This is a genomic window from Thiorhodococcus fuscus (genome assembly GCF_042682685.1).
GTDB classification, from domain to species: Bacteria; Pseudomonadota; Gammaproteobacteria; order Chromatiales; family Chromatiaceae; genus Imhoffiella; species Imhoffiella fuscus.
Map to the genome: position 1 here is coordinate 1 of NZ_JBHUHX010000005.1, position 23021 is coordinate 23021.

At 62.7% G+C, this 23021-nt stretch carries 26 protein-coding genes; 10 read left to right on the plus strand and 16 right to left on the minus strand.

Annotated elements, in window-relative coordinates:
* From ACFSJC_RS02855 to ACFSJC_RS02875, 5 genes are all read right to left on the minus strand, one after another.
* A partial coding sequence (locus ACFSJC_RS02855; protein ID WP_386022935.1) for a hypothetical protein occupies positions 1 to 325 on the minus strand: 325 nt, incomplete at its 3' end.
* Positions 326 to 337: 12 nt separating this feature from the next.
* Entirely contained in the window at positions 338 to 985 is a 648-nt protein-coding gene (locus tag ACFSJC_RS02860; protein ID WP_386022938.1) for a pilus assembly PilX family protein, read from the minus strand.
* Positions 986 to 995: 10 nt separating this feature from the next.
* Entirely contained in the window at positions 996 to 2021 is a 1026-nt protein-coding gene (locus tag ACFSJC_RS02865) for a PilW family protein (RefSeq protein ID WP_386022941.1), read from the minus strand.
* 20 nt (positions 2022 to 2041) lie between these two features.
* Positions 2042 to 2644: a type IV pilus modification protein PilV gene (gene pilV, locus ACFSJC_RS02870; protein WP_386022944.1), complete on the minus strand. Its 603-nt coding sequence runs from the start codon at positions 2642 to 2644 to the stop codon at positions 2042 to 2044.
* Positions 2641 to 3249 (minus strand): GspH/FimT family pseudopilin, encoded by a 609-nt coding sequence (locus ACFSJC_RS02875; RefSeq protein WP_386022947.1) that lies wholly within the window; start codon positions 3247 to 3249, stop codon positions 2641 to 2643. The genes pilV and ACFSJC_RS02875 overlap by 4 nt, the downstream gene beginning before the upstream one ends.
* A gap of 368 nt (positions 3250 to 3617) precedes the next feature.
* On the opposite strand from ACFSJC_RS02875, the gene ACFSJC_RS02880 reads away from it, so the two are divergent.
* Entirely contained in the window at positions 3618 to 4631 is a 1014-nt protein-coding gene (locus ACFSJC_RS02880) for a class 1 fructose-bisphosphatase (RefSeq protein ID WP_386022950.1), read from the plus strand.
* A 132-nt stretch (positions 4632 to 4763) separates the two neighbouring features.
* Here ACFSJC_RS02880 and ACFSJC_RS02885 read toward each other — a convergent pair whose 3' ends face one another.
* On the minus strand, positions 4764 to 5273 hold the full coding sequence (locus ACFSJC_RS02885) for a hypothetical protein (RefSeq protein ID WP_386022953.1): 510 nt from the start codon (positions 5271 to 5273) through the stop codon (positions 4764 to 4766).
* A gap of 132 nt (positions 5274 to 5405) precedes the next feature.
* Here ACFSJC_RS02885 and ACFSJC_RS02890 point away from each other — a divergent pair, with 132 nt between their 5' ends.
* Positions 5406 to 6125, plus strand: a complete 720-nt coding sequence (locus tag ACFSJC_RS02890; RefSeq protein ID WP_386022956.1) for a Crp/Fnr family transcriptional regulator — start codon at positions 5406 to 5408, stop codon at positions 6123 to 6125.
* Between the two features lie 84 nt (positions 6126 to 6209).
* Complete coding sequence (locus ACFSJC_RS02895) at positions 6210 to 6560, plus strand: nitrous oxide-stimulated promoter family protein (RefSeq protein ID WP_386022959.1); 351 nt, start codon at positions 6210 to 6212, stop codon at positions 6558 to 6560.
* Positions 6561 to 6570: 10 nt separating this feature from the next.
* Here ACFSJC_RS02895 and ACFSJC_RS02900 read toward each other — a convergent pair whose 3' ends face one another.
* From ACFSJC_RS02900 to ACFSJC_RS02915, 4 genes are all read right to left on the minus strand, one after another.
* Positions 6571 to 8508, minus strand: a complete 1938-nt coding sequence (locus tag ACFSJC_RS02900; protein WP_386022962.1) for a putative bifunctional diguanylate cyclase/phosphodiesterase — start codon at positions 8506 to 8508, stop codon at positions 6571 to 6573.
* Positions 8509 to 9381: an HDOD domain-containing protein gene (locus ACFSJC_RS02905; protein ID WP_386022965.1), complete on the minus strand. Its 873-nt coding sequence runs from the start codon at positions 9379 to 9381 to the stop codon at positions 8509 to 8511.
* 12 nt (positions 9382 to 9393) lie between these two features.
* Complete coding sequence (locus ACFSJC_RS02910; RefSeq protein ID WP_386022967.1) at positions 9394 to 9702, minus strand: hypothetical protein; 309 nt, start codon at positions 9700 to 9702, stop codon at positions 9394 to 9396.
* Positions 9703 to 9775: 73 nt separating this feature from the next.
* Positions 9776 to 10663, minus strand: a complete 888-nt coding sequence (locus ACFSJC_RS02915; RefSeq protein WP_386022970.1) for a phosphoribosylaminoimidazolesuccinocarboxamide synthase — start codon at positions 10661 to 10663, stop codon at positions 9776 to 9778.
* Between the two features lie 75 nt (positions 10664 to 10738).
* On the opposite strand from ACFSJC_RS02915, the gene ACFSJC_RS02920 reads away from it, so the two are divergent.
* The 6 genes from ACFSJC_RS02920 to ACFSJC_RS02945 all read left to right on the plus strand — a co-directional run bounded on the left by ACFSJC_RS02920 (position 10739) and on the right by ACFSJC_RS02945 (position 16819).
* Complete coding sequence (locus ACFSJC_RS02920; RefSeq protein WP_386022973.1) at positions 10739 to 11185, plus strand: hypothetical protein; 447 nt, start codon at positions 10739 to 10741, stop codon at positions 11183 to 11185.
* Between the two features lie 115 nt (positions 11186 to 11300).
* The gene (locus tag ACFSJC_RS02925; protein ID WP_386022975.1) at positions 11301 to 11687 is read left to right on the plus strand and encodes a RidA family protein; all 387 of its coding nucleotides are present in this window, start codon (positions 11301 to 11303) and stop codon (positions 11685 to 11687) included.
* 103 nt (positions 11688 to 11790) lie between these two features.
* Positions 11791 to 12882: a lytic murein transglycosylase B gene (mltB, locus tag ACFSJC_RS02930; RefSeq protein WP_386022978.1), complete on the plus strand. Its 1092-nt coding sequence runs from the start codon at positions 11791 to 11793 to the stop codon at positions 12880 to 12882.
* A 34-nt stretch (positions 12883 to 12916) separates the two neighbouring features.
* Positions 12917 to 15070 (plus strand): ATP-dependent DNA helicase RecG, encoded by a 2154-nt coding sequence (recG, locus tag ACFSJC_RS02935; RefSeq protein WP_386022981.1) that lies wholly within the window; start codon positions 12917 to 12919, stop codon positions 15068 to 15070.
* A 142-nt stretch (positions 15071 to 15212) separates the two neighbouring features.
* Positions 15213 to 16118 carry a 4-hydroxybenzoate octaprenyltransferase gene (gene ubiA / locus ACFSJC_RS02940; protein WP_386022984.1) on the plus strand — a complete coding sequence of 302 codons (906 nt, stop codon included), beginning with the start codon at positions 15213 to 15215 and terminating at the stop codon, positions 16116 to 16118.
* A 50-nt stretch (positions 16119 to 16168) separates the two neighbouring features.
* Positions 16169 to 16819: a thiol:disulfide interchange protein DsbA/DsbL gene (locus tag ACFSJC_RS02945; protein ID WP_386022987.1), complete on the plus strand. Its 651-nt coding sequence runs from the start codon at positions 16169 to 16171 to the stop codon at positions 16817 to 16819.
* Here the strand turns inward: ACFSJC_RS02945 and ACFSJC_RS02950 are convergent.
* The 3 genes from ACFSJC_RS02950 to ACFSJC_RS02960 all read right to left on the minus strand — a co-directional run bounded on the left by ACFSJC_RS02950 (position 16814) and on the right by ACFSJC_RS02960 (position 18724).
* The gene (locus ACFSJC_RS02950) at positions 16814 to 17407 is read right to left on the minus strand and encodes a hypothetical protein (RefSeq protein WP_386022990.1); all 594 of its coding nucleotides are present in this window, start codon (positions 17405 to 17407) and stop codon (positions 16814 to 16816) included. The two genes, ACFSJC_RS02945 and ACFSJC_RS02950, sit on opposite strands and share 6 nt — an antisense overlap.
* A 20-nt stretch (positions 17408 to 17427) precedes the next feature.
* Entirely contained in the window at positions 17428 to 18231 is an 804-nt protein-coding gene (locus ACFSJC_RS02955; RefSeq protein ID WP_386022993.1) for a HesA/MoeB/ThiF family protein, read from the minus strand.
* Between the two features lie 82 nt (positions 18232 to 18313).
* Complete coding sequence (locus tag ACFSJC_RS02960; RefSeq protein ID WP_386022996.1) at positions 18314 to 18724, minus strand: hypothetical protein; 411 nt, start codon at positions 18722 to 18724, stop codon at positions 18314 to 18316.
* Between the two features lie 201 nt (positions 18725 to 18925).
* Between ACFSJC_RS02960 and ACFSJC_RS02965 the strand changes: the two genes are divergently transcribed.
* A complete protein-coding gene (locus tag ACFSJC_RS02965) occupies positions 18926 to 19684 on the plus strand; it encodes a lysophospholipid acyltransferase family protein (RefSeq protein WP_386022999.1) in 759 nt (252 codons plus the stop codon).
* Here the strand turns inward: ACFSJC_RS02965 and prmC are convergent.
* From prmC to hemA, 3 genes are read right to left on the minus strand one after another with little or no spacing between them, the layout of a single operon-like run.
* Complete coding sequence (gene prmC, locus ACFSJC_RS02970) at positions 19665 to 20528, minus strand: peptide chain release factor N(5)-glutamine methyltransferase (RefSeq protein ID WP_386023002.1); 864 nt, start codon at positions 20526 to 20528, stop codon at positions 19665 to 19667. The genes ACFSJC_RS02965 and prmC overlap by 20 nt on opposite strands.
* Positions 20528 to 21607 (minus strand): peptide chain release factor 1, encoded by a 1080-nt coding sequence (gene prfA / locus ACFSJC_RS02975; protein WP_386023005.1) that lies wholly within the window; start codon positions 21605 to 21607, stop codon positions 20528 to 20530. Before prfA ends, prmC begins: the two co-directional genes overlap by 1 nt.
* Positions 21604 to 22878, minus strand: a complete 1275-nt coding sequence (gene hemA, locus ACFSJC_RS02980; protein WP_386023008.1) for a glutamyl-tRNA reductase — start codon at positions 22876 to 22878, stop codon at positions 21604 to 21606. The genes prfA and hemA overlap by 4 nt, the downstream gene beginning before the upstream one ends.
* Between the last annotated feature and the right edge of the window lie 143 nt (positions 22879 to 23021).

Below are 23021 nucleotides of genomic sequence, written 5' to 3' on the forward strand. Positions count from 1 at the left end.
ATCGACCCGTATCCGGACTTTCAGTCCGTAGCTTCAACCCACCAGCTTTAGCTGGTGGTTGTTGAGTGTCGTTCCCGCTCAGATTCTCTCTGCCGGTGCATCCTGTTTCCGTATCTTTCTGGTCGTTGTAGGCCGCGCCGCCCATTGGTGTTTCCACCGACAGATTGAGCAGCACGTTGGGCGGAATCGATTGCTCGAGATTGGGTGGAACGCTGTAGAATTGGCCGTTGGCGTAACCGGATACCGCTGCCTGGCCGATGAGGGGCCAGCTGATCGCGATCGAGGCCAAAAAGGTTGCCGCGAAGTGCATATGTCTTGTGGTCATGGCTCCTGCCCCCTAACGACGAATTCGGAAATCGGCTGCGGTGACCGCGCGCGCATCTCCATAACGGCCTATGCTGCGTACGTCGAAATAGATATAGCCAGCTCCTGCGGAGGCGGCTCCTTGGCCGATACCCGAGTACCCCTCGACCTGAGCACCGCCTGTGCCGGCGACGATGCCTGCGAGTGAAAGTTTGACGACCTTGATGTCGGCATAGATGTCCGATTCCGCGCTGGCATCTGTGATCCCATCGGTCGAATTGCCGTCGTAACGTATCTGGAAGTCTGTATCTAGGTTGGACTGGTTGCTATCTGTCAGATTTTGAAGCGCGCTCATCATCTCGTCGGGGGTCTTGCTTACCTGTTCCGAATTGGCTAGCAGGTTGTTGCCGGCGTTCGTGTGGGTGACCCCGGTCGGAAATGTGATTCCTGACCAGACGCCGTCGTTATCTGCGTGCTGCATGATGAGGTCACGCACCATGGCGCGCCCTGCCTCGGAGTTGCTGAAAGCCCGGTATTCGAACGCTTGGTTGGTGCTGAGCTGCATGTCGGTTCCGCTACGCTTGATGGCATTGAGTGCGATGAGGGTCAACACAGCTAGGAACACCAAGCCGATGATGAGTGCTGCTCCGCGTGAACGATGGACGGGATGAGTGATGCGCATACGCCATCTCCTAGCTGCTTGATTGACGGATTTCCATGGTGTTGCGCAGATGGATGCTGATCTCGAACATCAGGCGCGCGTAGTGGTCGACAGCGCTGGAGGGCGTATAGCTATAGGCGTTATTTCCAGCCAGCAGGACATAGGTTTTGGTATCCGCGATCTGCGGATCGCGCCCCATGCTACGGGCGACGATGGCGAGCCGTGCAGTCATCACCTTCGACCAATCGTTGATGTTATCGGGTGATCGGTATTGGTCGACTTGGTGGTCGTCGTTGGAATCAATGCCGAACTCGACCTTCATGGTCTCGACGCCGGAGACCATGACCTCGGTGACGGTCGTCTTGCCGTTCATGCGCAATCGAACCAACGCGGGTGTCTGGTCGGTGGTCACGTCCGTCCAGGGGCGGACGTAATAGATATCCGTATAGTAGGGATAGATGAAACGACCATAGATTTTTTCCGGCTGAGCTGTAGCTTTGTCGTTCGTCAGTAGAGTGGCGATCTGCGAGCCCAGTCCGAGTACGGCGTTGCCGCTGACGACTGAATAGAGAAAGAGTCGGTCCTGATTGGCCGAGCTATCGGGGCTCGACTCATTGATCGCCTCGCCGAACCTGACCGCCAGGATGTCGCTCGCGTCGACATGGTTTGCGTCTGTTATTCCAAGGGTGGCACAGTCGCCTGTGTCGACGATTCCAGTTCCGCCGGAATAGCCGCGAATAGGTTCGCTGGTGAATTTGTTCGTCAGCCATTTGGCCTGACATACGCCGTCCCCTGTGAGGGTACTGACGTCGTTGACATTGGCCAAAACGACCCCACCACGGTGGCCTGCCATGCGGAAGACATCGCCGATACGCCGCGTGGCGAAACGGGCCGAATCCTGGATGTCCAGGCTGTCGGAGATCATGCGGTAGGCGTGCTTGTTGTAAACGAGGATATTGATCGCGACGCCGATGATGAAAAGTCCGATGGCCATCGCGATCAGGAACTCGATGATGGAAAAACCGGCTTGTCTGCGGCCTCTTCGCCGATTAATCATGGTGTGTGCGTCTCCATCGGTCAAAGTACCACTCTGATCTGGTAGCACTGGAGCGATGCCTTGTTGGTCGCGCTCTGCGGAATGCAATCCAGCGTGCTCGCCGAATCCCTGTTCAGGGCATCATCACCATATATACCGCTGTCGTCCCAGAAGATCCGGATCGTCCAGACGTCGTTGGAATCCTGCGCAAGGGTACCGGTGACCGATGACAGATAGCTGGCCGAACTTGCCAATTCCTGTCGCCATTGAGCAGCATCGAACAGCGCAATGTCCGCCGAGCTGCAGGCGCTGGTCTCGCAGGTTTCTGTCGTGGCCGTAGTGGTGCCGCCGCTTTTGCATGCGGTGGCGTCGCAGGACAGGCCGTCATAGGTTGATGTGCCCCCAGCGTTGGTGCGGATACGGTCGGCGATGAACTCCGCTAGCATCACAGCTTGGGAGCGGGCCAGAGAGTCCGTTGTCACCTTCATTGTGGATAGTTGCAGTGCGGCGACACCTAAGAGCCCGAATCCGATCACCACGGCAGCGATTAGAACCTCAAGCAGGGTCATGCCTCCGGCTCGATTGCGCAAACCCGGAGCTCGATGTTTCGATACATGGCAAAGGCGGGTAGGCACGGGTTTCATGGGCAGGTTCCCGCTCCATCCTGGGCGTAGGTTCTGCCCGTGTATTGCTCGATCTTGACGGATTTGCTGGCGCTCGTTCCGCGGTCGTCGCAGAGCGAGATGGTGCCGGTGGCGCTCGCCGTGCCATCTGGATAAAAGCGCACGCTCCGCTGCACAGGGCTCGTTCCGGTCGCGGTCAGGATATTTCCATTCATGGCTGGGCCGACCCGGATTAGGGTTTCACTCGAACCGGTCCCCGTGGTCCGGGTTCCGCTGTTGTTGAGGTCGAGGAACAGAATCCAGCCGTCTTTCCAGGTCGCCGAGTCCGAGCAAGCCGGGTCGTCCGAGGTATAGCTCTCGGATGAGACGCAGAGCGTCACTGGTTTTTTTCGGGTCAATGCCTCTGAGCGTGAGGTCTGCAGCGCGGCGAGGAGTTCGTTGGTTTCAGATGAAAGGTTGGCGTTCTTGATCATCCCTTGGAAACTCGGCACAGCGAGCGTGACCAGGATGGCTGCCATGGCGATGGTTATGACTAATTCTATCAAGGTGAAGCCGTGATTGACACGGTCGGCGGGCGCTGTTGCGCGCCAATACTGTGAGGCTCGGACTGACTGATAAGTCTGCATTTCAAATCATTCGGTCGAGGCCGTCCGGATCGGTGCGGATCCGGGGAGGGCGTGAATCGGAGAGCAACTAGCCTTGTCCAGAGGGAATCGAGACGTAGCCATGCCTAAACATCATTCTAATTCATGGAGCGTTCGCGAAACGTGATCGATGATTCAACTTCAGTTTTTTTGCACTGGCGCGTTGCTTGTCCGAGAGCTCGCGCGGTGTCTGACTGTTTCTAAAGTGTAATGGGATGCAGTCGTAGGTCTTCAGCACATTGGATTAGTCGATTTGTTGGTCGTGTGCCGGGTTCCTGTCCCATCCGCGAACCACTTATACTCGTCCACTCACAAAACAATACTTCAGATTGCTTGAGACGAGGACAACCATGCACAACGGTACGACCATCACCCAGTTCATCATCGAGGAGCAGCGCCAAATCGCTGGGGCGACGGGGGATTTTACGTCGCTTCTCAACGATGTGGTCACGGCCTGCAAGGTCATCAGCGACATGGTCAACCATGGCGCGCTGGTGGGCGTGCTGGGCAGTGCCGGGACCGAGAACGTGCAGGGCGAGACGCAGAAGAAGCTCGACATCCTGTCCAACGAGGTGTTCATCAAGTCCAACGAGTGGGCGGGCCATCTGGCGGCGATGGCCTCGGAGGAGATGGACGAGATCTATCCCATCCCGATTCAGTATCCGCGCGGCAAATATCTGCTGACCTTCGATCCGCTGGACGGTTCGTCGAACATCGACGTCAATGTCTCGGTTGGGACCATCTTTTCCATCCTGCGCTGTCCGGGCGGTAACGACGAGCCGACCGAGCGCGATTTTCTCCAGGCGGGCACGCAGCAGGTTGCGGCTGGGTATGCGCTCTATGGTCCCTCGACCATGATGGTGCTGACTACCGGCAACGGGGTCAACGGCTTCACGCTGGATCAGAATATCGGCGAGTTCATCCTGACCCATCCCAAGATGCAGATTCCTTCGGATACGCGGGAGTTCGCCATCAACGTCTCCAACATGCGCTTCTGGGAGCCGCCGGTGCGTCGCTATGTCCAGGAGTGTCTGGACGGCAAGGAGGGGCCGCGCGGCGAGGACTTCAACATGCGTTGGATCGCCTCGATGGTGGCCGAGGTGCATCGCATCCTGACCCGCGGCGGCGTCTTCATGTATCCGATGGATTCCAAGATCAAGTCGAAGGGGCAGGGCGGTAAGCTGCGCCTACTCTATGAGGCCAATCCCATGTCGTTCGTCGTCGAGCAGGCGGGCGGCGGCTCGATCACCGGGCACGAGCGGATCCTGGAGGTCCAGCCCGAGTCGCTGCATCAGCGGGTGCCCGTGATCCTGGGCTCACGCAACGAAGTCGAGCGCATTCTCGGATATCACAAGGATTCCTGATCCTGTTTGATCGAGAACCGGCCGTTGCGCCGGTTCTCTTCGATTTTTCGACTGCTCTGAAGGGTGTGCTCTGGGGCCGATCTGTTGGCATCCCCGGATTTCGCTTGCGCTGCATCCGGGCTATGGGGCGGCTCAAGCGTCGTTTGCTTGATCCCGTGTTTCTCTTGTCTCGATTTGGCCCTGATTCGCGGGTCCGCTGATCGTGATCGCCTCGGGGTCCTTTCCCAACACCTGCCCCATGATGCGGTGTGCGCGTTCGGCGATGAAGGCTGGCGTCAGGCGTCGATCACGATAGATCAGCCCCTCCAATGCCTCGCGGTCCTGATAGAGGATCTGTGATGGGGCGGGATTGAAATTGCTTTCCAGGCTGATGCGGGCGATGCGTCCCAGATTCAGCCCTCGGCCGTCGTCGAGCAGGATCAGGTGTGGGGTGAGTCCGCGCGATGGGTCTGGGCGCGGAAAGGCCAGCACGTCGAGCAGGATATAGGGCTGTCCCAGTTGACGGATGTGCAGATGGGTGGCGCTGATCTCGATCTCGACCAGATGGATGGTTTGACCGATGGCGGCCTTGAGTCGGCCGACCTGTCGGTCGTAGTCGGCGCTGGGCCAGATGGGTGGGTGCGGTGTGTCGGATGGAGACATGAGGCTCGGGTTCCTCAGTTGCCTGGATTCGGGCGATCCGCCGCCATGGGATGCGGCCTTGCGCTAGCATGGTAGTCGATCAGCGTGTCCGGATTGGGCCGGTGCGCGTCGGAACGAGGTGCGACCACTGCCATGATCGATGATTTGCGCCGGGCCCCGCTGCTGTCGAGGCTCGAAACCGAGCAACTGGAACGGGTCAGCCGTCGCGCATCGCGGGTGGCGCTCGATGCGGAACAGCTGCTCTTCAGTCAGGGCGACGTCGCCGACCGCTTTTATCTGCTCCTCTCTGGGCAGATGCAACTCTTTCGTCTCTCGCCCGAGGGTGCGGAGAAGGTGATCGAGATCGTGAGTCCCGGTCAGACCTTCGCCGAGGCCCTGATGTTCCTCAGCGCACCGCGCTATCCGGTGTGCGCCTCCGCGTTGGTCGCCTCGGAGCTGGTGGCGATCGATGCCGTGGATTTTGCGGCTATGCTGCGCGAGTCGGTCGATACCTGCTTTGTGCTGCTGGGCGCACTCAGTCAGCGTCTGCGCGGTCTGATCGGCGAGATCGACGACCTGACGCTGCATACGGCGACCAGTCGGGTCGCGCGCTATCTGGCCGCCAAGATTGCGCCTGGCGAGCAGACGCTGGAACTCGATGTCCGCAAGGGCGTTCTGGCGTCCCGGCTCTCGGTTCAGCCCGAGACCTTTTCACGCGTCGTCAAATCGCTGACCGCTCAGGGCGTTATCCGCATGCAGGGCAGTCAGGTGACTGTTCTGGATCCAGCCGCCTTGCGGCGGATTGCCGAGCTGGCCGACATCCTGGAGCCCGGTCCGGTCTCGATCGGCACCCTGGGGTCGCTGCGACCCTGACTTTGACCTCGGTCAAGGCGTCAGGTGTCTTGGTGCCCTGAGATGGCGTGTGTTCATATCCGGAAATCACCGAAGGGGGCATGAATGGCGCGGAATGCTGGATCGACGGGGCCGCGTATCCGGCGCGAGCAGCGGACCATCGCCGTCATGATGCGTATCTATTGTCGCGACCATCATGGAGGGCGGAACTCGCTCTGCGCGTCGTGCTCGGAGTTGCTCGATTATGCTCGGCGTCGTCTGGAGACCTGTCCCTTTCAGGATGCCAAGCCGGCCTGCAATCGTTGCGAGGTGCACTGTTATAGCGCTGCCAGGCGGGATCGGGTCAAGGCGGTGATGGGGTACGCGGGGCCGCGCATGCTCGTGCGTCATCCCTGGCTGAGTCTCTGGCATCTGATCGATGCGCGTCGTCCGGTGCCGCGACTCGGTCGTCGCTGATGGCGTGGCTTCAGCGTGTCCTTGACGGAGGCGTGTGGCGCGCCGGGAAGAAGTGGTTCTCGAAGACCTCGGCGCAGACGGGCCGTCCGAGATGAAATCCCTGGCCGCGCTCGCAGCCCTGCTGCCGCAGGAGATCGAGCTGTTCGGCGTTCTCGATGCCCTCCGCCACCACCGGATGACCCAGGTGTCTGGCCATGGACAGGATGGTGCTGGCGATCACCTCGGTCGTGGGGTTCTGGGTCAGGTCGCGCACGAATTCTCGGTCCAGTTTGATACCCGAGATCGGGAAGTTCTTGATCGACTTGAGCGAGGAATAGCCGGTGCCGAAGTCGTCGATCCAGATCTCGAATCCGGCGGCGCGCAGTGCATCGAGATTGGCCAGCGCCTGCGCCTCGTTGCGGGCGATGGCGGTTTCGGTGATCTCGATGTGCAGGCGCTCGGGCGGTACGCCTTCCAGATCTAGGATGTGGCGGATGCGTGCGCTCAGGTCGGTGCGGGACAGTTCGATCCCCGAGACGTTGACGGACAGCGGGATGCGGGGATGGCCGCTCAGATTCCATTCGCGGATTTGGCGGCAGGCTCGGCGCAAGACCCATTCGCCGATCTCGACGATCTGCCCGGTGCTTTCCGCGATCGGGATGAAGCTCGCGGGTCCCAGCGGCATGCCGTTGTCGATCCGCAGGCGCAGCAAGACCTCGGCACCGATCAGCGCCATGTCCTCAAGCCGGAAGAGCGGTTGGAAATAGAGGGTGAAATGGTCTTTGCGCAGTGCCTCTTGGAGCAGTGATTCGGTGCGCAGGTGCGCAGAGCCGGCCTCGTCCCAGGTCGGGTCGTAGATGACGTGCTGGTTGCGTCCGCTGCTCTTGGCGCGTTTGAGCGCCGAATCCGCGCTGCGTAGCAGCGTCTGGGCCGAGACGGGGGCGGAAATGTTGCGGGAGGAGGCGACGCCGATGCTGATCGAAAGATAGAGCTTGGTCCCTTGCTGACGGAAACCTTCGGCCAGATGGCTGTGCAGATGGGCGGCGATCTCGGCGAGTCGCTCGGGATGGCGGATACGCGCGATCGCGAGCCCGAACTCGTCGGCGCCGGTGCGGGCGAAGCAGAGATCGCATTCGGCGACTCCGATGGTGGTGTAGACGAAGCGCGACCGCAGAGCCGTGTCGAGACGCAGCGCCACGTCCCGCAGCAGTCGGTCTCCGGTCTCGCAGCCGAACTCGCGGTTCACGCGGTGAAAGCCGTCGACATCGAGCAGGATGGTGCCGGTCGCCGTTTCGGGTTTGGCGTCGAGAACGGCCCTTTGCAGAAAGCGGATGAAATGGGTTCGGTGCGCCAGACCCGTGAGCTGGTCGGCCGGGATCGCGATGTCGTCGAGCGGAGCGTCGCAGCCGCCGCGCGCCAATTCGGGATTGCCCGGGAACAGGAATGCCTCGGCGCCGCCCTGCAGGCGGTCGAGCGAGAGCGCGGCCAGGTCCACCAAGGCCCCCAGCGGTTGCCGGCAGAGCGCGGGGATCTTGCGATCGACCCAGATCGCCATGCCGTAGATGCGCTTGGGGGTGGCGATGGCGTGCAGCAGATAGGCTTGTCCCTCGATCTCCTCCCCCCAATGTCCGCCGTGCTTGAGCGCCTGGGCGAAGCGGCCGGAGTCGATCAGCTGGTCGATGAGATCACGCAGATCGTCTTGGGCGCTGACCGGGGAGCTGAACACCAGCTCGAAGCAGGCGTCGGGCTGGCGGAGCAGTAAGGCGGTTTGCGTCGTCGGCAACAGAAGTCTGGAGCAATTGTTCAGTGCGCTGAAGAGTTCGGTCAGGGTGCGGCAGGACGGGAAGCGTCCGATGGCCTCGCGCATGATATCGAAGGCCAGCGGGTAGACGTTGGTCGGCGTGCTCTGCGAATGCTCGCCCGGCGTTTCGGCGGGCGACAGCAGCCTGGGATGTAAGGCGAGATTCATTCAGTGCTCCAGAAAGGCGGACGTGACGTCACGCGCGGTGCTGATCGAGGTCTCGACGATATCCGGCAGGTCGCTTGTGGTCAGTTCGGTCATCCGCCAGGCCCTGTCGCTCAGTTGCGGAACCCAGCGGGTTCCGCTGGTGCCGATGCGCAGACTGTTGACGATGACATCCGCGACATGGGTCAGCGCCGTTTCGGTGCAGGCCGGCTCAGAGTCTTGGGAGAGGTGGTGCGTCTCGGCCGCTACGCAGAAGGTGTCCGGGATGCCCCAGTGTCTCAGTAGCGCGGCGCCGACGGCGGCATGATCGGTCGCGAAGAGCTGGGTCTCGATGTCGTGGAGCGGGCCTTGGCGCTCGCGATGGGCTTGCAGCGCGGTGCTCATGCTGACGGGCTCCAGGATGAACAGACAGAGGCGTCCAATGTCGTGGAGCAACCCTGCGAGATAGAACCGCTCCGGCGAGCTCAGGTGCATGCGTCGCGCGATGGTGCGCGCCGCGACTCCGCAGGCAACGCTGTGCTCCCAGAAGGAGCGCATGGAGACGGCGCCGAGCGGCAGATCCTTGAATGCGGAGATGACCGCAGTGGCGAGGATGAGGTTGCGTGTCTCGGCGACGCCGATGATGCTCAGTGCGCGCCAAACGCTGTCGACCCTGGTGAGGAGTCCGTAGAGCGCGCTGTTGGCGACCCTGAGTATCCGCGCGGACATCGCTGGGTCGGTACCGATGATCTGAGCGAGGGTCTCCAGCGATCCGTTCGGATCGTCCATCGCCTCGCGCGCGCGCAGGTAGGTGGAGGGTAACGAGGGGAGGTCGTCGATGCGTTCGAGGATAGGGACTCTGTGGGCCTGACGTGCGTGAATCTCGGCTGCGCTCACGACGATGTTCCGCTAACAGTGCTCGAGCGCCCGTTTCAGGCAGATCTCGTAGAGGGCTTGGACGGCAGGATGGTCCGGGTTGCTGAGGCTGAACTGGATGTCCAGCATCGCCTTCAGCTCTTGGACCGAAGCTGAACTCCGCGTGAGCGCGTTCGACGCCGGAGCCGCGCTTTGGATCGCGATCTCGGCGATGCCCCAGGATTTGAGCGCCCGCACGTGGCGCTCGGTGATGATGGCGCCGGCCCGAATCAGCGGGGTGCCATTGGGATCGCACACGTCTTTGGCGAGGAGCACTCCAGGGGTGATGTCGTTCAGTTTCATGGGTTGAATGCTCGTCGGCCGATTCAAGGGGCGCACGGGTCGGGTCTTCGGAACCGCTCCAAGCTCTAAACCCTTAAGGGGTCTGAGTCAATCGTTGTTCGGCTTCGCGATACTTGTCGGCGGTGCGATCGATGATCGCCTGTGGGAGTTCGGGGCCAGGCGGGGTCTTGTCCCAATCGAGCGTTTCCAGGTAGTCCCGAACGAATTGCTTGTCGAAACTCGGCGGGCTGGTGTCGGGCTGATAGCCATCGGCGGGCCAGAAGCGGGACGAGTCGGGGGTGAGTACCTCGTCGATGAGGTGCAGCCGGCCTGCGTCATCGAGGCCAAACTCGAACTTGGTGTCGGCAATGATGATGCCGCGCTCGCGGGCATAGCTGGCGCAGTCGCTGTAGATCGCCAGGCTGATCTCGCGCACCTGCTCGGCCAGCTCGGTTCCGAGGAGCTTGACGGTGTGGGCGAAATCGACATTTTCGTCGTGGGCACCCAACTCGGCCTTGGTGGAAGGCGTGAAGATGGGCTTCGGGAGTTGATCCGCCTGGCGCAGTCCACGCGGTAGGCCGATTCCACACACGGAACCTGTCTTCCGGTAGTCTTTCCATCCGGAGCCGATCAGATAGCCGCGCACGATGGCCTCGACCGGGAGTGGCTTGAGTCGCTTCACCACCATGGCGCGATCGCCGAGTGTGGCCAGTTCATCGGGGTCGGTGACGATTGCCGCGACCGGAACCTCCGTGAGGTGGTTGGGAATCAGGCTTGCGGTACGTCCGAACCAGAAGTTGGACAGACGTGTCAGCACCTCTCCCTTGCCTGGAATGGGCTGGGGTAGAACCACGTCGAAGGCGGAAAGCCGGTCGCTGGCGACCACGAGCAGGTGATCGTCGCTGACCTGATAGATGTCTCGGACTTTGCCGCGTCCGATGAGTGGCAGGCTGGAAAGATTCGACTGATAGAGGGCTGGCATGAAGGTTGATCCCGGATCGATAGGCTTGCGATTATATCGACTCTACCAGGTCTGAGAACCATCGCGAATTTCGGAATGAACCAGCCGCTCGATTCCACCGACCCCTTTTTGAGTGCCTTTCGCGGGCCCTTTACCTCGGCATTGCGCTGGCCCCAGCTCGATGCGCTCTGGTCGGCGGTCCGCGAGCGCGCGGAAATGGGCTGGTATCTCTATGCCGTTGGTCAGACCCCGCCGTGTCAGGCGGCCGATCGCGATCAGGTGCTGAAATTCGTGACCGAGATCGACACGCTGCTGAGGGCGGAGCATCGCCACGACTATTGCGGGATCGTCTATGCGGACGATCCGCGCAGCCCGTCCTTCATCAAGATCTACGATCCCCACAATCTCGGCGTCTCGTGCGGCTACAGCGACAGTCCGCCCTTGCCCGGTTGGATCATGAGTCTGCTCGCGCCGACCGAACTGGTCTCGGCGCAACGCCTGCCGAACAGCCGTCGCCGCTGGTGGGCGCGCCTGTTCGGTTGATCGCACACAAGCGCCGGTTCGAGTCCGAGCCTTTCGGGCGCAACGGTTTTCGATGAGTGGAAACCCAACACTGGATGGCGCTTACGCCATCCGCATTCTGAAGAGGTGATGCTCGATGACCAAGCAGATCATTCGTACGGACCGTGCCCCACAGGCGATCGGCACTTACTCCCAAGCGGTTCGGGTCGGCGATACGCTCTATCTCTCCGGTCAGATTCCATTGGTGCCGGAGACGATGGAGCTGGTCGATGGGAATATGGAGACGCAGATTCGCCGGGTCTTCGACAACCTGCGCGGCGTGGCGGAAGCGGCCGGGGGCTCGTTGGCGGATATCGTCAAGCTCAACGTCTTCCTGACCGATCTGGGACATTTTCCGCTCGTCAACCAGGTGATGACCGAGTATTTCGAGGCACCCTATCCGGCCCGCGCGGTGATCGGCGTCGCCGCCTTGCCGAAGGGGGCAACGGTCGAGATGGATGCGGTATTGGTCCTGAGTCAGTGAGGGGTGTGGGTATAAAGTCGCTATAAAATAGCGGTTTGGGTTGCCTTCCTCGAAAACCGACTTACCATAGTGGCCCAACCCTTCAATTTTCCTCTGGTCCATCATGATGCGCCCCTTTCTGCTTCAACTCCTGATCTTGTCGCCGCTTGCGTTTGTCGGTTGCGCTTCGCAGCCGAATCAGGAGGGGGCTCCGATCTTTCGTGGCTCAGCGCTGGGGTCGTCGAGCGTCCAGGGCGACTTCGCCCATGCGCCGGGCGTGGACGCCTTCATTCAGCGGATGCAGCGCAAGCATGGATTCAGCCCGGCGCAGACCGCCGCGATCCTCTCGCGCGCCCAGCGCCGCGAGTCGATCATCAATCTGATGGACCGCCAGGCGCCACGGCGCAGTACCGGCCCCAACGGTGCCTGGACCCGCTATCGCGCCAAATTCCTGACCGACGCCTCCATCTCGAACGGCGTCCAGTTCTGGCGCCGCCACGAGTCGGCGCTGGCCCGTGCCTCGGCGCATTATGGTGTGCCGTCGGAGTACATCGTCGCCATCATCGGGGTCGAGACCCGCTACGGGGGCTTCGTCGGCAAAACCTCGATTTTGGACGCGTTGGCGACGCTCTCCTTCGCCTATCCCCGCCGCGCTGACTATTTCACCAGCGAGCTGGAAGAGTTCCTGGTCATGGCCCGCGACGAGGGCATCGACCCCACCCAACCCGAGGGATCCTTTGCCGGCGCCATGGGGCTGTGCCAGTTCATGCCGTCGAGCTTCCGTGACTATGCGGTGGACTTCACCGGAGACGGTCATCGCAATCTCTGGCATCCGGAGGACGCCATCGGCAGTGTGGCCAACTACTTCAAGCAGCACGGCTGGCGTGCCGGACAGGGGGTGGCGGTGCGCGCCAATGTGGCGCCGGGTGCCTCGGTCGGTCTGATGAAGACGGGCTTCGATACGCGATACGGTCTCGGCGAGCTGGCGGCGCGGGGTGTCGTGCCGGCCGGGTCCCTTTCCAGCATGGGCGAGGTCAGCTTGCTCCAGTTGGATGCGGTCGGCGGTTACCAATACTGGATCGGTCTGCACAATTTCTATGTGATTACCCGCTACAACCACAGTAGCTACTACGCGATGGCCGTTCACCAGCTGGCTCAGGCGATCCGAGCGCGGCACTCCGGTCTGCCGAGCGTGAGACTGTCGTCGGTGTGGTGAGCGGACACGCGCCAGAGCGGGGCCGCTTGGCGTCATGATGGCGCGCGAGACCAAGGAGCCCGTTTCCATCGATGCGCTCGCGGTGGGGGGCGACACGGAGTCGGTGCTCGAACGTCTCTCCGTCGAGCGTCTCAAGCGTGTTGGCCCCAAGGTGGCCGAGCGGCTTGCGCGGTTGAATGTCCGCACGATCCAGGATCTGCTCCTGCATTTCCCGCTGCGCTACCAGGATCGAACCCGTCTCGTCCCGATCGGTGCGCTGGTTGTGGGCACTGAGGCCTTGATCGAGGGTGAGGTCGTCGAGTCGACGGTCGTCGAGGGACGCAGGCGCTCGCTCAAGGTCCGGTTGATCGACGGCCCGACTGACGGTCCGATCCAGGGCCTCGTTCTGCGCTTTTTCCATTTCTCCGCCTCTCAGGTCGGATTCTTCCGGCCGGGCATCCGTCTGCGCTGCTACGGCGAGGTTCGGCCGGGGCAGAGCGGGCTGGAGATGATCCATCCCGAGTACCGTGTCCAGACCGGCGATGTTTCGGTGCCCGATGCCAGCCTGACGCCGGTCTATCCCACGACCGAGGGGCTGAGTCAGTCGGTCTGGCGTGCGCTCATGGATCAGGCGCTCGAACACTTGGGGCGCAGTCCGCTGCCCGATTGTCTGCCGCGCGAGACCCTGGGGGGCGCGTCTTTCAGCGATTTGGCCGAGGCGCTGGTCTATCTGCATCGTCCGCCAGTCGGGGCGGATCTCGACGAGCTGCAGGAGCGTCGCCATCCGGCCTTTCTGCGTCTGGCCTTCGAGGAATTGGTCGCCCATCAGATCGGACTGCGGCGAATGCGCCTCGCTCAACGCAAGGTCTCGGCGCCGATTCTCGACGGGGATGGCGGGTTGCGTCAGGTATTGCGTCGGTCGCTCCCCTTCGCGCTGACCCCGGCGCAGGAGCGGGTGCTGGCCGAGATCTCGGCCGATCTTTCCGGGGCGCGGCCCATGCAGCGTCTGCTCCAGGGCGACGTGGGTGCCGGCAAGACCGTGGTGGCCGCGTTGGCCGCACTCCAAGCGCTGGAGGCGGGGTGTCAGGTGGCTTTGATGGCTCCGACCGAACTCTTGTCCGAGCAGCATCATCGCACTCTGGCCGGCTGGCTCGAACCGCTGGGGATCCAGGTGCGCTGGTTCACCGGTCGGCACAAGGGGCAGGAGCGGGCCGATCTGCTCGATGCCATCGCCTCGGGCGTGGCGCGTCTGGTCGTCGGAACCCATGCGCTCTTTCAGGACAGTGTGCGCTTTGCGGGTCTGGGACTGGTGATCATCGATGAGCAGCACCGGTTCGGTGTCCATCAGCGCATGAAGCTGCGCGAGAAGGGTGCCGACGCGGATCGCGTACCCCATCAGCTCATCATGACCGCGACGCCGATTCCGCGCTCGCTGGCCATGACGTTCTATGCGGATCTGGATCTCTCTGTGATCGATGCGCTTCCGCCGGGGCGCACGCCCATCACCACGGTCGCGGTCCCCGAGGGGCGGCGCGACGAGGTCGTCGAGCGGGTCAGGGGTGCCTGCGAGCAGGGGCGGCAGGTCTATTGGGTTTGCACCCTGATCGAGGAGTCCGAGGCGCTCCAGTGTCAGGCCGCCGAGGAGAGCGCCCGCCAGTTGGCCGAGCTGCTGCCCGGTGTGCGCGTGGGTCTGGTCCATGGACGGATCAAGCCGAGCGAGCGCGAGTCGGTGATGGGCGCCTTTGCGCGCGGCGAACTGGGGCTGCTGGTCGCGACGACGGTGATCGAGGTCGGGGTGGACGTGCCCAACGCCAGCCTCATGATCATCGAAAATGCCGAGCGGTTGGGGCTCGCCCAGTTGCATCAGCTGCGCGGGCGGGTCGGGCGCGGCTCGGTCGAGAGTCATTGTCTCCTGCTGTATCGCGCGCCTCTGTCCGAGGTGGCGCGCGAGCGTCTGGGCCTGATGCGCTCGACTTGCGACGGCTTCCTGATCGCCGAGCGCGATCTGCAGATGCGCGGGGCGGGCGAGGTGTTGGGCACGCGCCAGACGGGCGCCATTCAGCTGCGGGTGGCCGATCCTCTGCGCGATCAGCATCTGGTCGCCCCGGCCCAGCGTGCGGCCGACCTCATTCTGGAGCGCTATCCCCATCTGGTGTCGCCGCTGGTCGAGCGTTGGCTGGGCGATCGCGAGCTTTACGGGCAGGTCTGAAGGCTTCAGCCGAGGCTCGAAACGATCCGCTGATCGATACGTCGCACTTCGCAGGGATCTCCTCGGCTTTCGCGCTATGCCATAATCTTTCGCGTTTCCGGCGTTTGTCGCTCCATATCAATCGATTCTTTTAGACCTGCCTATGAATGTCCCCGAGCTGAAAGTTCGTCATCAGCGGTCCTTCTCTCTGCGTGACCGCCTGATTGGCTATGTGTATCTGGTGCGTCTGCATCGCCCCATCGGCATCTTCCTGTTGATGTGGCCGGCATTGTGGGCGCTCTGGCTCGCGGGCGACGGGCAGCCGCCTTGGCTGGTGGTCGCCATCTTCGTGCTCGGCGTGGTGCTGATGCGTTCGGCCGGATGCGCGATCAACGACTATGCCGATCGTGATTTCGACGGCCATGTCGCCCGCACCAATCGACGTCCGCTGGCGACGGGTGAGGTGACGCCGGGCGAGGCGATCGGCGTGTTCGTCGGGCTGAGTCTGATGTCGTTCGGGCTGGTGCTCCAGTTGAATTGGCAGACCATCGCGCTTTCGGTCGTCGCCTTGCTGCTGACCTTCGTCTATCCCTTCATGAAGCGCTTCACCCACGTTCCGCAGCTCTTCCTCGGTGCCGCGTTCGGTTGGGCCATTCCCATGGCCTTCACCGCCGTGACGGGCAGTATTCCCTTCTATGCCTGGGTGCTCTTCGTTGCGACCCTGATCTGGGCGCTGATCTACGACACCCAGTATGCGATGGTCGATCGCGAAGACGATCTCAAGATCGGCGTCAAGTCCACGGCCATCCTGTTCGGGCGCTGGGATCGGCACGTGATCGGGCTACTGCAGCTGCTGATGCTCGTGCTTCTGTTCTGGGTCGGGCAGCAGGCCGGGCGTGGTCCCGTCTACGTGTCGAGCCTTCTGGTGGCCGCCGGCTTCAGCATCTATCAGCAGAAGCTGACCTGGAATCGCGAGCCCGCCGCCTGCTTCCAGGCATTCCTCAACAACAACTTCTTCGGCATGGTCGTCTTCGTCGGATTGGTGTTGGATTACGCCCTGATCGGCTGATGTCGTTCGGGAGCTCTCGTCAACCTGGATTCGAATCAGGAGTCGCTGCCATGTCTCTAAAGCTCGGACCGCTTCGTGCGATGCGGCCTTTCTCTCTGGTGCCGGTTCTGTGTGGTCTTCTGCTGACCTGTTCGGCCTGGGCATTCGACGAGGGGATCGACTATCAGCAACTCGCTCAGCCCCAACCAACCGAAACGGGCGATAAAGTCGAGGTGTTGGAGGTCTTCTGGTACGGCTGTCCGCATTGCTGGCATCTGGAGCCGGCGCTCGCGCGTTGGCTGAAGACGCTTCCCGAGGGGGTCGAGTTTCGGCGTATGCCGGCGACCGGCGGGCGTTGGGACGCCCATGCGCGCGCCTTCTATGTCGCCCAGTCGATGGGCCGGCTTGAGGATTTCCACCGCGCGCTGTTCGAGGCGATCCACGTACAGCGGCGTTCCGTGATGAGCGAGGACGATCTGGCGGCCGTCGCCGTGGAGGTCGGGCTGGATGAGGCCGAGTTCCGATCCCGCTACGCCTCGCCCGAGGTCGAGGCCGAACTGCAGCATGCCAAGGAGATGGCGACCCGTTACGGTATCGACAGCGTGCCGACCCTGATCGTCAATGGAACATACCGCACGAGTCCGGGCGAGGCTGGCGGTACCGAGCGGATGTTCCAGGTGCTCGACGCACTCATCGCCCAGGAGCAGGCCGGACGCTCATAGAGCCGTCTGACTCGGCTCCTCAAGGCCCGCGTCCTCGTCGAGGATGCGTGCATCCGGGTTGGGATAGCGCGCGACCACCCAGAGGGGCAGTCGGGCCTGATTGGCGTGATAGAGCGCGTCCGATTCCACGATGACCAGAACCAGGACGGTGACCATGATGGGTAGGATGCCCGTCCCTCCGACCAAGGCCCAGACCGCCTCCTTCATCATCCCGCCGTAGGTATAGCCGACCCAACCGAGTGTGGCGGCGATCAGCAGCAGTCCGAGCATCAGCATGAACAGTCGGCTGCGGCGCGCGCAGATCTGCCAGTGACACATGACGTACCAGGAGTCGCATTTGCGCGACTGGCGCGCGCGCCACAGGGTGTATCCGAGGATGCTGAACGAGACGGTCGGAATCAGCGCCATCGCCCAGGGGAAGCTGCCGGCTAGGCCGCCCAACCCCACTGCCATGAGGATGTGGTTGCCGATTAGGTTGATCAGGAACAACTCGTGCGGGATGTTGGCCTGTTTGATCTCGTCGTGACTGACTTCGAAGCGCATGGTCGGTACGGCCGGGATGGTGGAGGAATCTCGAAGATACAGCATCAGCTGCCGGCTATCAGCTATCAGCTATCAGCGGTTGGGGCTTTCGATGTTCGATCGACAAACACGCCGCTGGCCGCTGGCGACTGCCTCGAGCAGACCGGGCAGTCCGGGTCCTGGGGCAATCTCAGGCTGCGCCATTCCATGCTGGAGGCGTCCAGCAGCAGCAGGCGACCGAACAGCGGGCGGCCGATTCCGGTGAGAATCTTGATCGCCTCGGCCGCCTGAACGCTGCCGATGATGCCGACCAATGGGGCGAGGACACCATTGGCCGAGCAACTGTCGTCGATGCTGCCGTCGTCCGGATAGAGGCAGCGATAACAGGGGGCGCCCGGTTGGCCGGAGAAGGCGCTCACCTGTCCCTCCATGCGGATCGCCGCGCCCGAGACGAGCGGGATCCGTGCAGCGACGCAGGCGCGGTTGAGCGCAAAGCGGGTGGGGAAGTTGTCGCTCGCATCCACGACCAGATCGACCTTGGCGAGCAGATCGGGCAGTTGATCCTCGCTCAGACTGCGTTTGATGGTCGTGAGTCGGACCTCGGGATTGAGTGCCTCTAATGCCAGGCGGGCCGAATCCGCCTTGGGCATGCCGATGCGTTCGCTGGTATGCAGGATCTGGCGCTGAAGGTTGGACAGGTCGACGGCGTCGAAATCGGCGAGCAGCAGATGTCCCACACCGGCGGTTGCGAGATACATGGCCGCTGGCGATCCCAGGCCGCCCAGTCCGACGATCAGCACGCTCGACGCCATGAGGCGCTCCTGGGCCTCGATCCCGAAGGCTGGCAGCATGATTTGGCGGCTGTAACGGAGAAGTTGGTCGTCGTTCATGATTGCGGGTATGGCGTGATGGGCGAGCGGCCCCATCCCCTTGGTGGGGCCGCTCTTCGCGGGCGAATGGGGGAGGCCTGAATTAGAGATAGCGTCGCCAATGCTCGGGACGGTCGTCACGGCAGCCGTGCTCGATCAGCTCGTAGCGTTTGGCGAAGAGTTTCTTGGTGCAGTTGCTTTCGCAGTCGAGACAGCCGCAATTGGCGCGGACCGTTTCTTCCGTGTAATGGTGCAGTGCGCGCCGAAGCCGATAGAAAAGCCTGTTGTCGAGGTGTAGGCCCAGTTCGATCAGGGCCGATTCGATCTCGTGCAGGCTCGTTTTGAGGACGTCGTAGCTGATTCTCAGTTGGGTGGGCGAGAGGGGGCGGATGTCCAGTATGCCGTCCACATCATTCAAAAAACGGGCTGCCGTTTCCGCCTGGTGCGGATTCGGGTGGATCGCCTTGAAGACGATCTCGCGCTGTTTGATGCGTTCGATGTGTGGAATGTCCATAGGGATATTATGCTAATAGCCTATTTGAAATAATCAAGATTGTTTTTTCGTTTTTTGAGGGTTCCCCTCCCTGTGGGTGTTGCGGCGGTTTGTCTGGGTTGCCAGGATATAATTGGGCGTTGATTGGGTTCTCTCAAGAATCCAGGATCCGCCGACGCGCGCGTTGGGCATCAGCAACCCAGATCGACGATCGATGCAGACATGACGGATATCCCTATCGGCCTAGGTATTAGGCTGCGAAGCCTTCTGTTTTTTATTCTCTACAACCTGCTCGGCATCCTGCACAGCTCGCTGAGCGTGCTTTTGGCGCCGCTCATGACGTTCGAGCAACGCTACCGATTCGTCAATCTCTGGACGCATGTCTGCATGTGGCTGCTGCGTCACTTGAACGGGGTGCGCATCGAGGTGGTCGGTCGCGAGAATGTGCCGCGCGGTGAAGCGGTGGTCGTCATGGCCAATCATCAGAGCGAGTGGGAGACCTTCTATCTGCAGTTGATCGTGGCCCCGCAGGCCACGGTGCTGAAGCGGGAGTTGCTCAAGGTACCCTTCTTCGGCTGGGCCTTGGCCCTGCTCAAGCCGATCGCGATCGATCGGGGCAAACCGGTGAATGCCATGAAGACCCTGCTGCGGCTCGGTAAGGCGCGTCTGGACGAGGGGGTCAGCGTGGTGATTTATCCCGAGGGGACCCGCCAGCCGCCTGGTCGTCTCGGGCGGTTCAATCCTGGCGGGGCCAGGCTTGCCTGTCATGCTGGAGCGCGGGTGGTGCCGATGATCCACAATGCCGGCGATTGCTGGCCCGCTCGCTCGATGCTGCGCCTTCCAGGAACCATCCGCTTGGTGATCGGCGAGCCGCTGTGCTGCGAGGGTGGGGTAGAGGATCTGATGTCTCGTGTCGAAGCCTGGATGCGCGAGACCTCCGGCCTGTTGCGGGACGGTGGATTCAGCGATAGCCCAGCGTGATGCGGTCGAGCTGCGCCAGATCTTGGCGTGTCTCGATGCGCGTGAGTCCTTGGGCGGTGAAGATCGCGCGCGCGAGTTCGCCTTGGTCGAAACCGTGCTCCACGGCGACCAGCCCTCCCGGACGCAGACAGCGCATCGCCTCGGCGGCGATGGCTCGGATCGCATCCAGGCCGTCGCCCTCTGGGGTCAGCGCCTGGCGTGGCTCGAAGCGCAGGTCGCCGCGTTCGAGATGCGGGTCGGCCCCGGCGATATAGGGCGGATTGCTGAGGATGGCGTCCAGGCTGACGTCGGCGAAGGCGTTCAGCCAATCGGTCTCGACGAGTTCGATCCGCTGAAGACCGAGGGCGGCGAAGTTCTCCCGGGCCACCCGCAACGCGGCGCGCGAGCGATCGGTGGCGATCGGCCGCCAGTGAGGGCGCTCCAGTGCCAGGGCGGCGGCGATGGCGCCGCTTCCGGTTCCCAGGTCTGCGATGCGCAGCGCGCTCGATGCGTCCAGCAGATTCAGGGTCGCTTCGACCAGCAGCTCCGTTTCGGGGCGCGGAATGAGCGTGTCTGGCGTGACCCTCAGGTCGAAGCTCCAGAAGGACTGCCAGCCTCGGATGTAGGCGATGGGCTCGCCGTTCAGGCGGCGTTGCAGGAGTCGGGCGAGCGCAGCCTCCTGCTCGGCATTCAGGGTGCGTTCCGGCCATGCCAGCAGCTGGGTGCGGGTGCGTCCAGTGGCCTGGCCGAGCAGGATCTCGGCCTCGATTCTGGGTGTGCTTTCGGGGAGGTTCGCGAGCGCCTCGGCCGCCATCCGCAGTGCGGTGTCGATCCGTTTGGGTTGGTGATCGGTCGCGGACGGCATCAGCCGTCCATCATCGCGGCGAGCTGCTCGCTCTGATACTCCGTCAACAGCGGCTCGATCACCTGGTCGAGCTGGCCCGCCATGACCTCGTCGAGCTTGTAGAGCGTGAGGTTGATGCGGTGATCGGTGAGCCGGTTCTGGGGAAAGTTATAGGTTCGGATGCGCTCCGAGCGGTCTCCGCTGCCGACCTGGAGCTTGCGCGATTCCGATTGTTCCGATGCCTGGGTCTGGCGGGCGCCCGAGAGCAGTTTGGCGTGCAGGTGCGACATCGCCTTGGCCCGATTTTTGTGCTGCGAGCGTTCTTCCTGGCATTCGACCACGATTCCCGAGGGGATGTGGGTGATGCGGATCGCCGAATCGGTCTTGTTGACATGCTGGCCGCCGGCGCCCGATGAGCGATAGGTGTCGATGCGCAAGTCGCTCGGGTTGATCTCGATGGCGTCGATCGATTCGACCTCGGGCAGCACGGCCACCGTGCAGGCGGAGGTGTGGATACGGCCCTGGGATTCGGTTTCGGGGACGCGCTGGACGCGGTGCGCGCCCGGCTCGAATTTGAGTCGCGAATAGACGCTGGTGCCAGCGATGCGAATCGCGACCTCTTTGTAGCCGCCGAGTTCGCCTGGGCTCTCGGAGATCTGCTCGGTGCGCCAGCCCTGCATCTCGGCATAGCGCATGTACATGCGCAGCAGATCGCCCGCGAACAGGGCCGCCTCGGCCCCGCCGGTTCCGGCGCGGACCTCAAGGAAGATGTTGCGCTGATCGTTGGGGTCGGCCGGGATCAGCAGACGATGCAGTTCCGGCTCCAGTGCGTCGCGCCGGGCGTTGGCCGAGGCGATCTCGTCCTTGGCGAGCGCGGCCATCTCGGGGTCGCCGAGCATCTCCTCCGCCGTGGCGATGTCGGTCTCTGCCGCTAGGTAACGCTCATAGCAGTTCATGAGCGGTTCGAGCTGGGCGTATTCGCGACTCAGGTCGCGAAAACGATTGGCGTCGGTTTGAGTTTCCGCCTCGGCCAGCAGGGCCATGACCTCGCCGAAGCGCTCCGAGATGCGCTCCAGCTTGCCCCGAATCGATGGATTCATGGATTGGCGTTCAACCGCGACTGATCGAGCTGGAAGAGCTCGTTTGCGGCATCCAGGATGTCTGCGTCGCCGTCACGGGCCGCTTGGCGCAGTCTGGAGCTGGGCGCGTGCAGGAGCTTGTTGGTCAGTGTGTGGGCGAGGAAGTTGAGCACCTCGGCCGGGGGCTTGCCGGCTTCGAGCTGTCGCTTGGCGCGAGCCAGCACCTCGTCGCGCAATTCCTCGGCGCGCTGACGATAGTCCTGGATCAGTCCGGCGGCGTCGAGCGAACGCAGCCAGGCCATGAACTCGCCGGAATGGAAGGCGATGATCTCTTCCGCCTGTTCGGCAGCGGCTTGGCGCGAGCGCAGGCTTTCGTCGATGACGCCCTGGAGGTCGTCGATGGTGTAGAGATAGACGTCGCTCAGTTCGCCGACCTCGGCCTCAATGTCGCGCGGAACCGCGATGTCGACCATGAAGATCGGGCGGTGCTTGCGTTTCTTGAGCGCGCTCTCGACCGTGCCCTTGCCGAGGACGGGCAGGGGGCTCGCGGTGGAGGCGATGACGATGTCGGCATCCGGCAGGTGATTGGCGATCTCGGTGAGCGAGATGGCGAAGCCGTCGAACTGGGCGGCCAGGTCGTGGGCGCGCTCTACCGTGCGGTTGGCGACGATGATGCGGCCGACACCGTTGTGATGGAGGTGACGGGCGGCCAGCTCGATCGTTTCGCCGGCGCCGATCAGCAGGGCGGTTTGCTGCGAGAGGTCGCTGAAGATCTGGCGCGCCAGATTGACTGCGGCAAACGCGACCGAGACCGGGCTGCTGCCGATCGCCGTCTCGGTACGCACCGTCTTGGCGACCGAAAAGGTGTGCTGGAAGAGTCGGCCCAGCAGCTTGCCGGTAGAGGCGCAGTCGGTCGCTGTCTGATGGGCGGCCTTGACCTGGCCGAGGATCTGCGGCTCGCCGAGCACCAGGGAGTCCAGCCCGCTCGACACGCGCAGCAGATGCGTCACGGCGTCCTGATCGGCGTAGGCGTAGAGGAAGGGGTCGACCCGTTCGTGTTCGAGTCCGTGGAAGCTGCTCAGCCAGCGGCGAACCTCTTCCTCTGCGCCATCGTGGCCGGCGCAATAGAGTTCGGTGCGGTTACAGGTGGAAAGGATCACACCTTCGCTGATGGTGTCGCAGCCGGTCAGATCGCGCAGTGCGCCCGCGATGATGTCCGGCCCGAAGGCCAGGCGTTCGCGGATCTCGACCGGGGCTGTCTTATGGTTGAGTCCGAGAGCAAGCAGCTTCATGTTGGTCTTGTGATTATTTCGTTTGTGACGGCCTGGAGTGGCTGTTTCGGCGACATCCACGCACCTTTTGCCCTGCTGGGGTTCAGGCGGTGGCGTTCGTGGGGAGACCCGCGCGCCATGCTGTCCGCGCATCTTCCAGATGC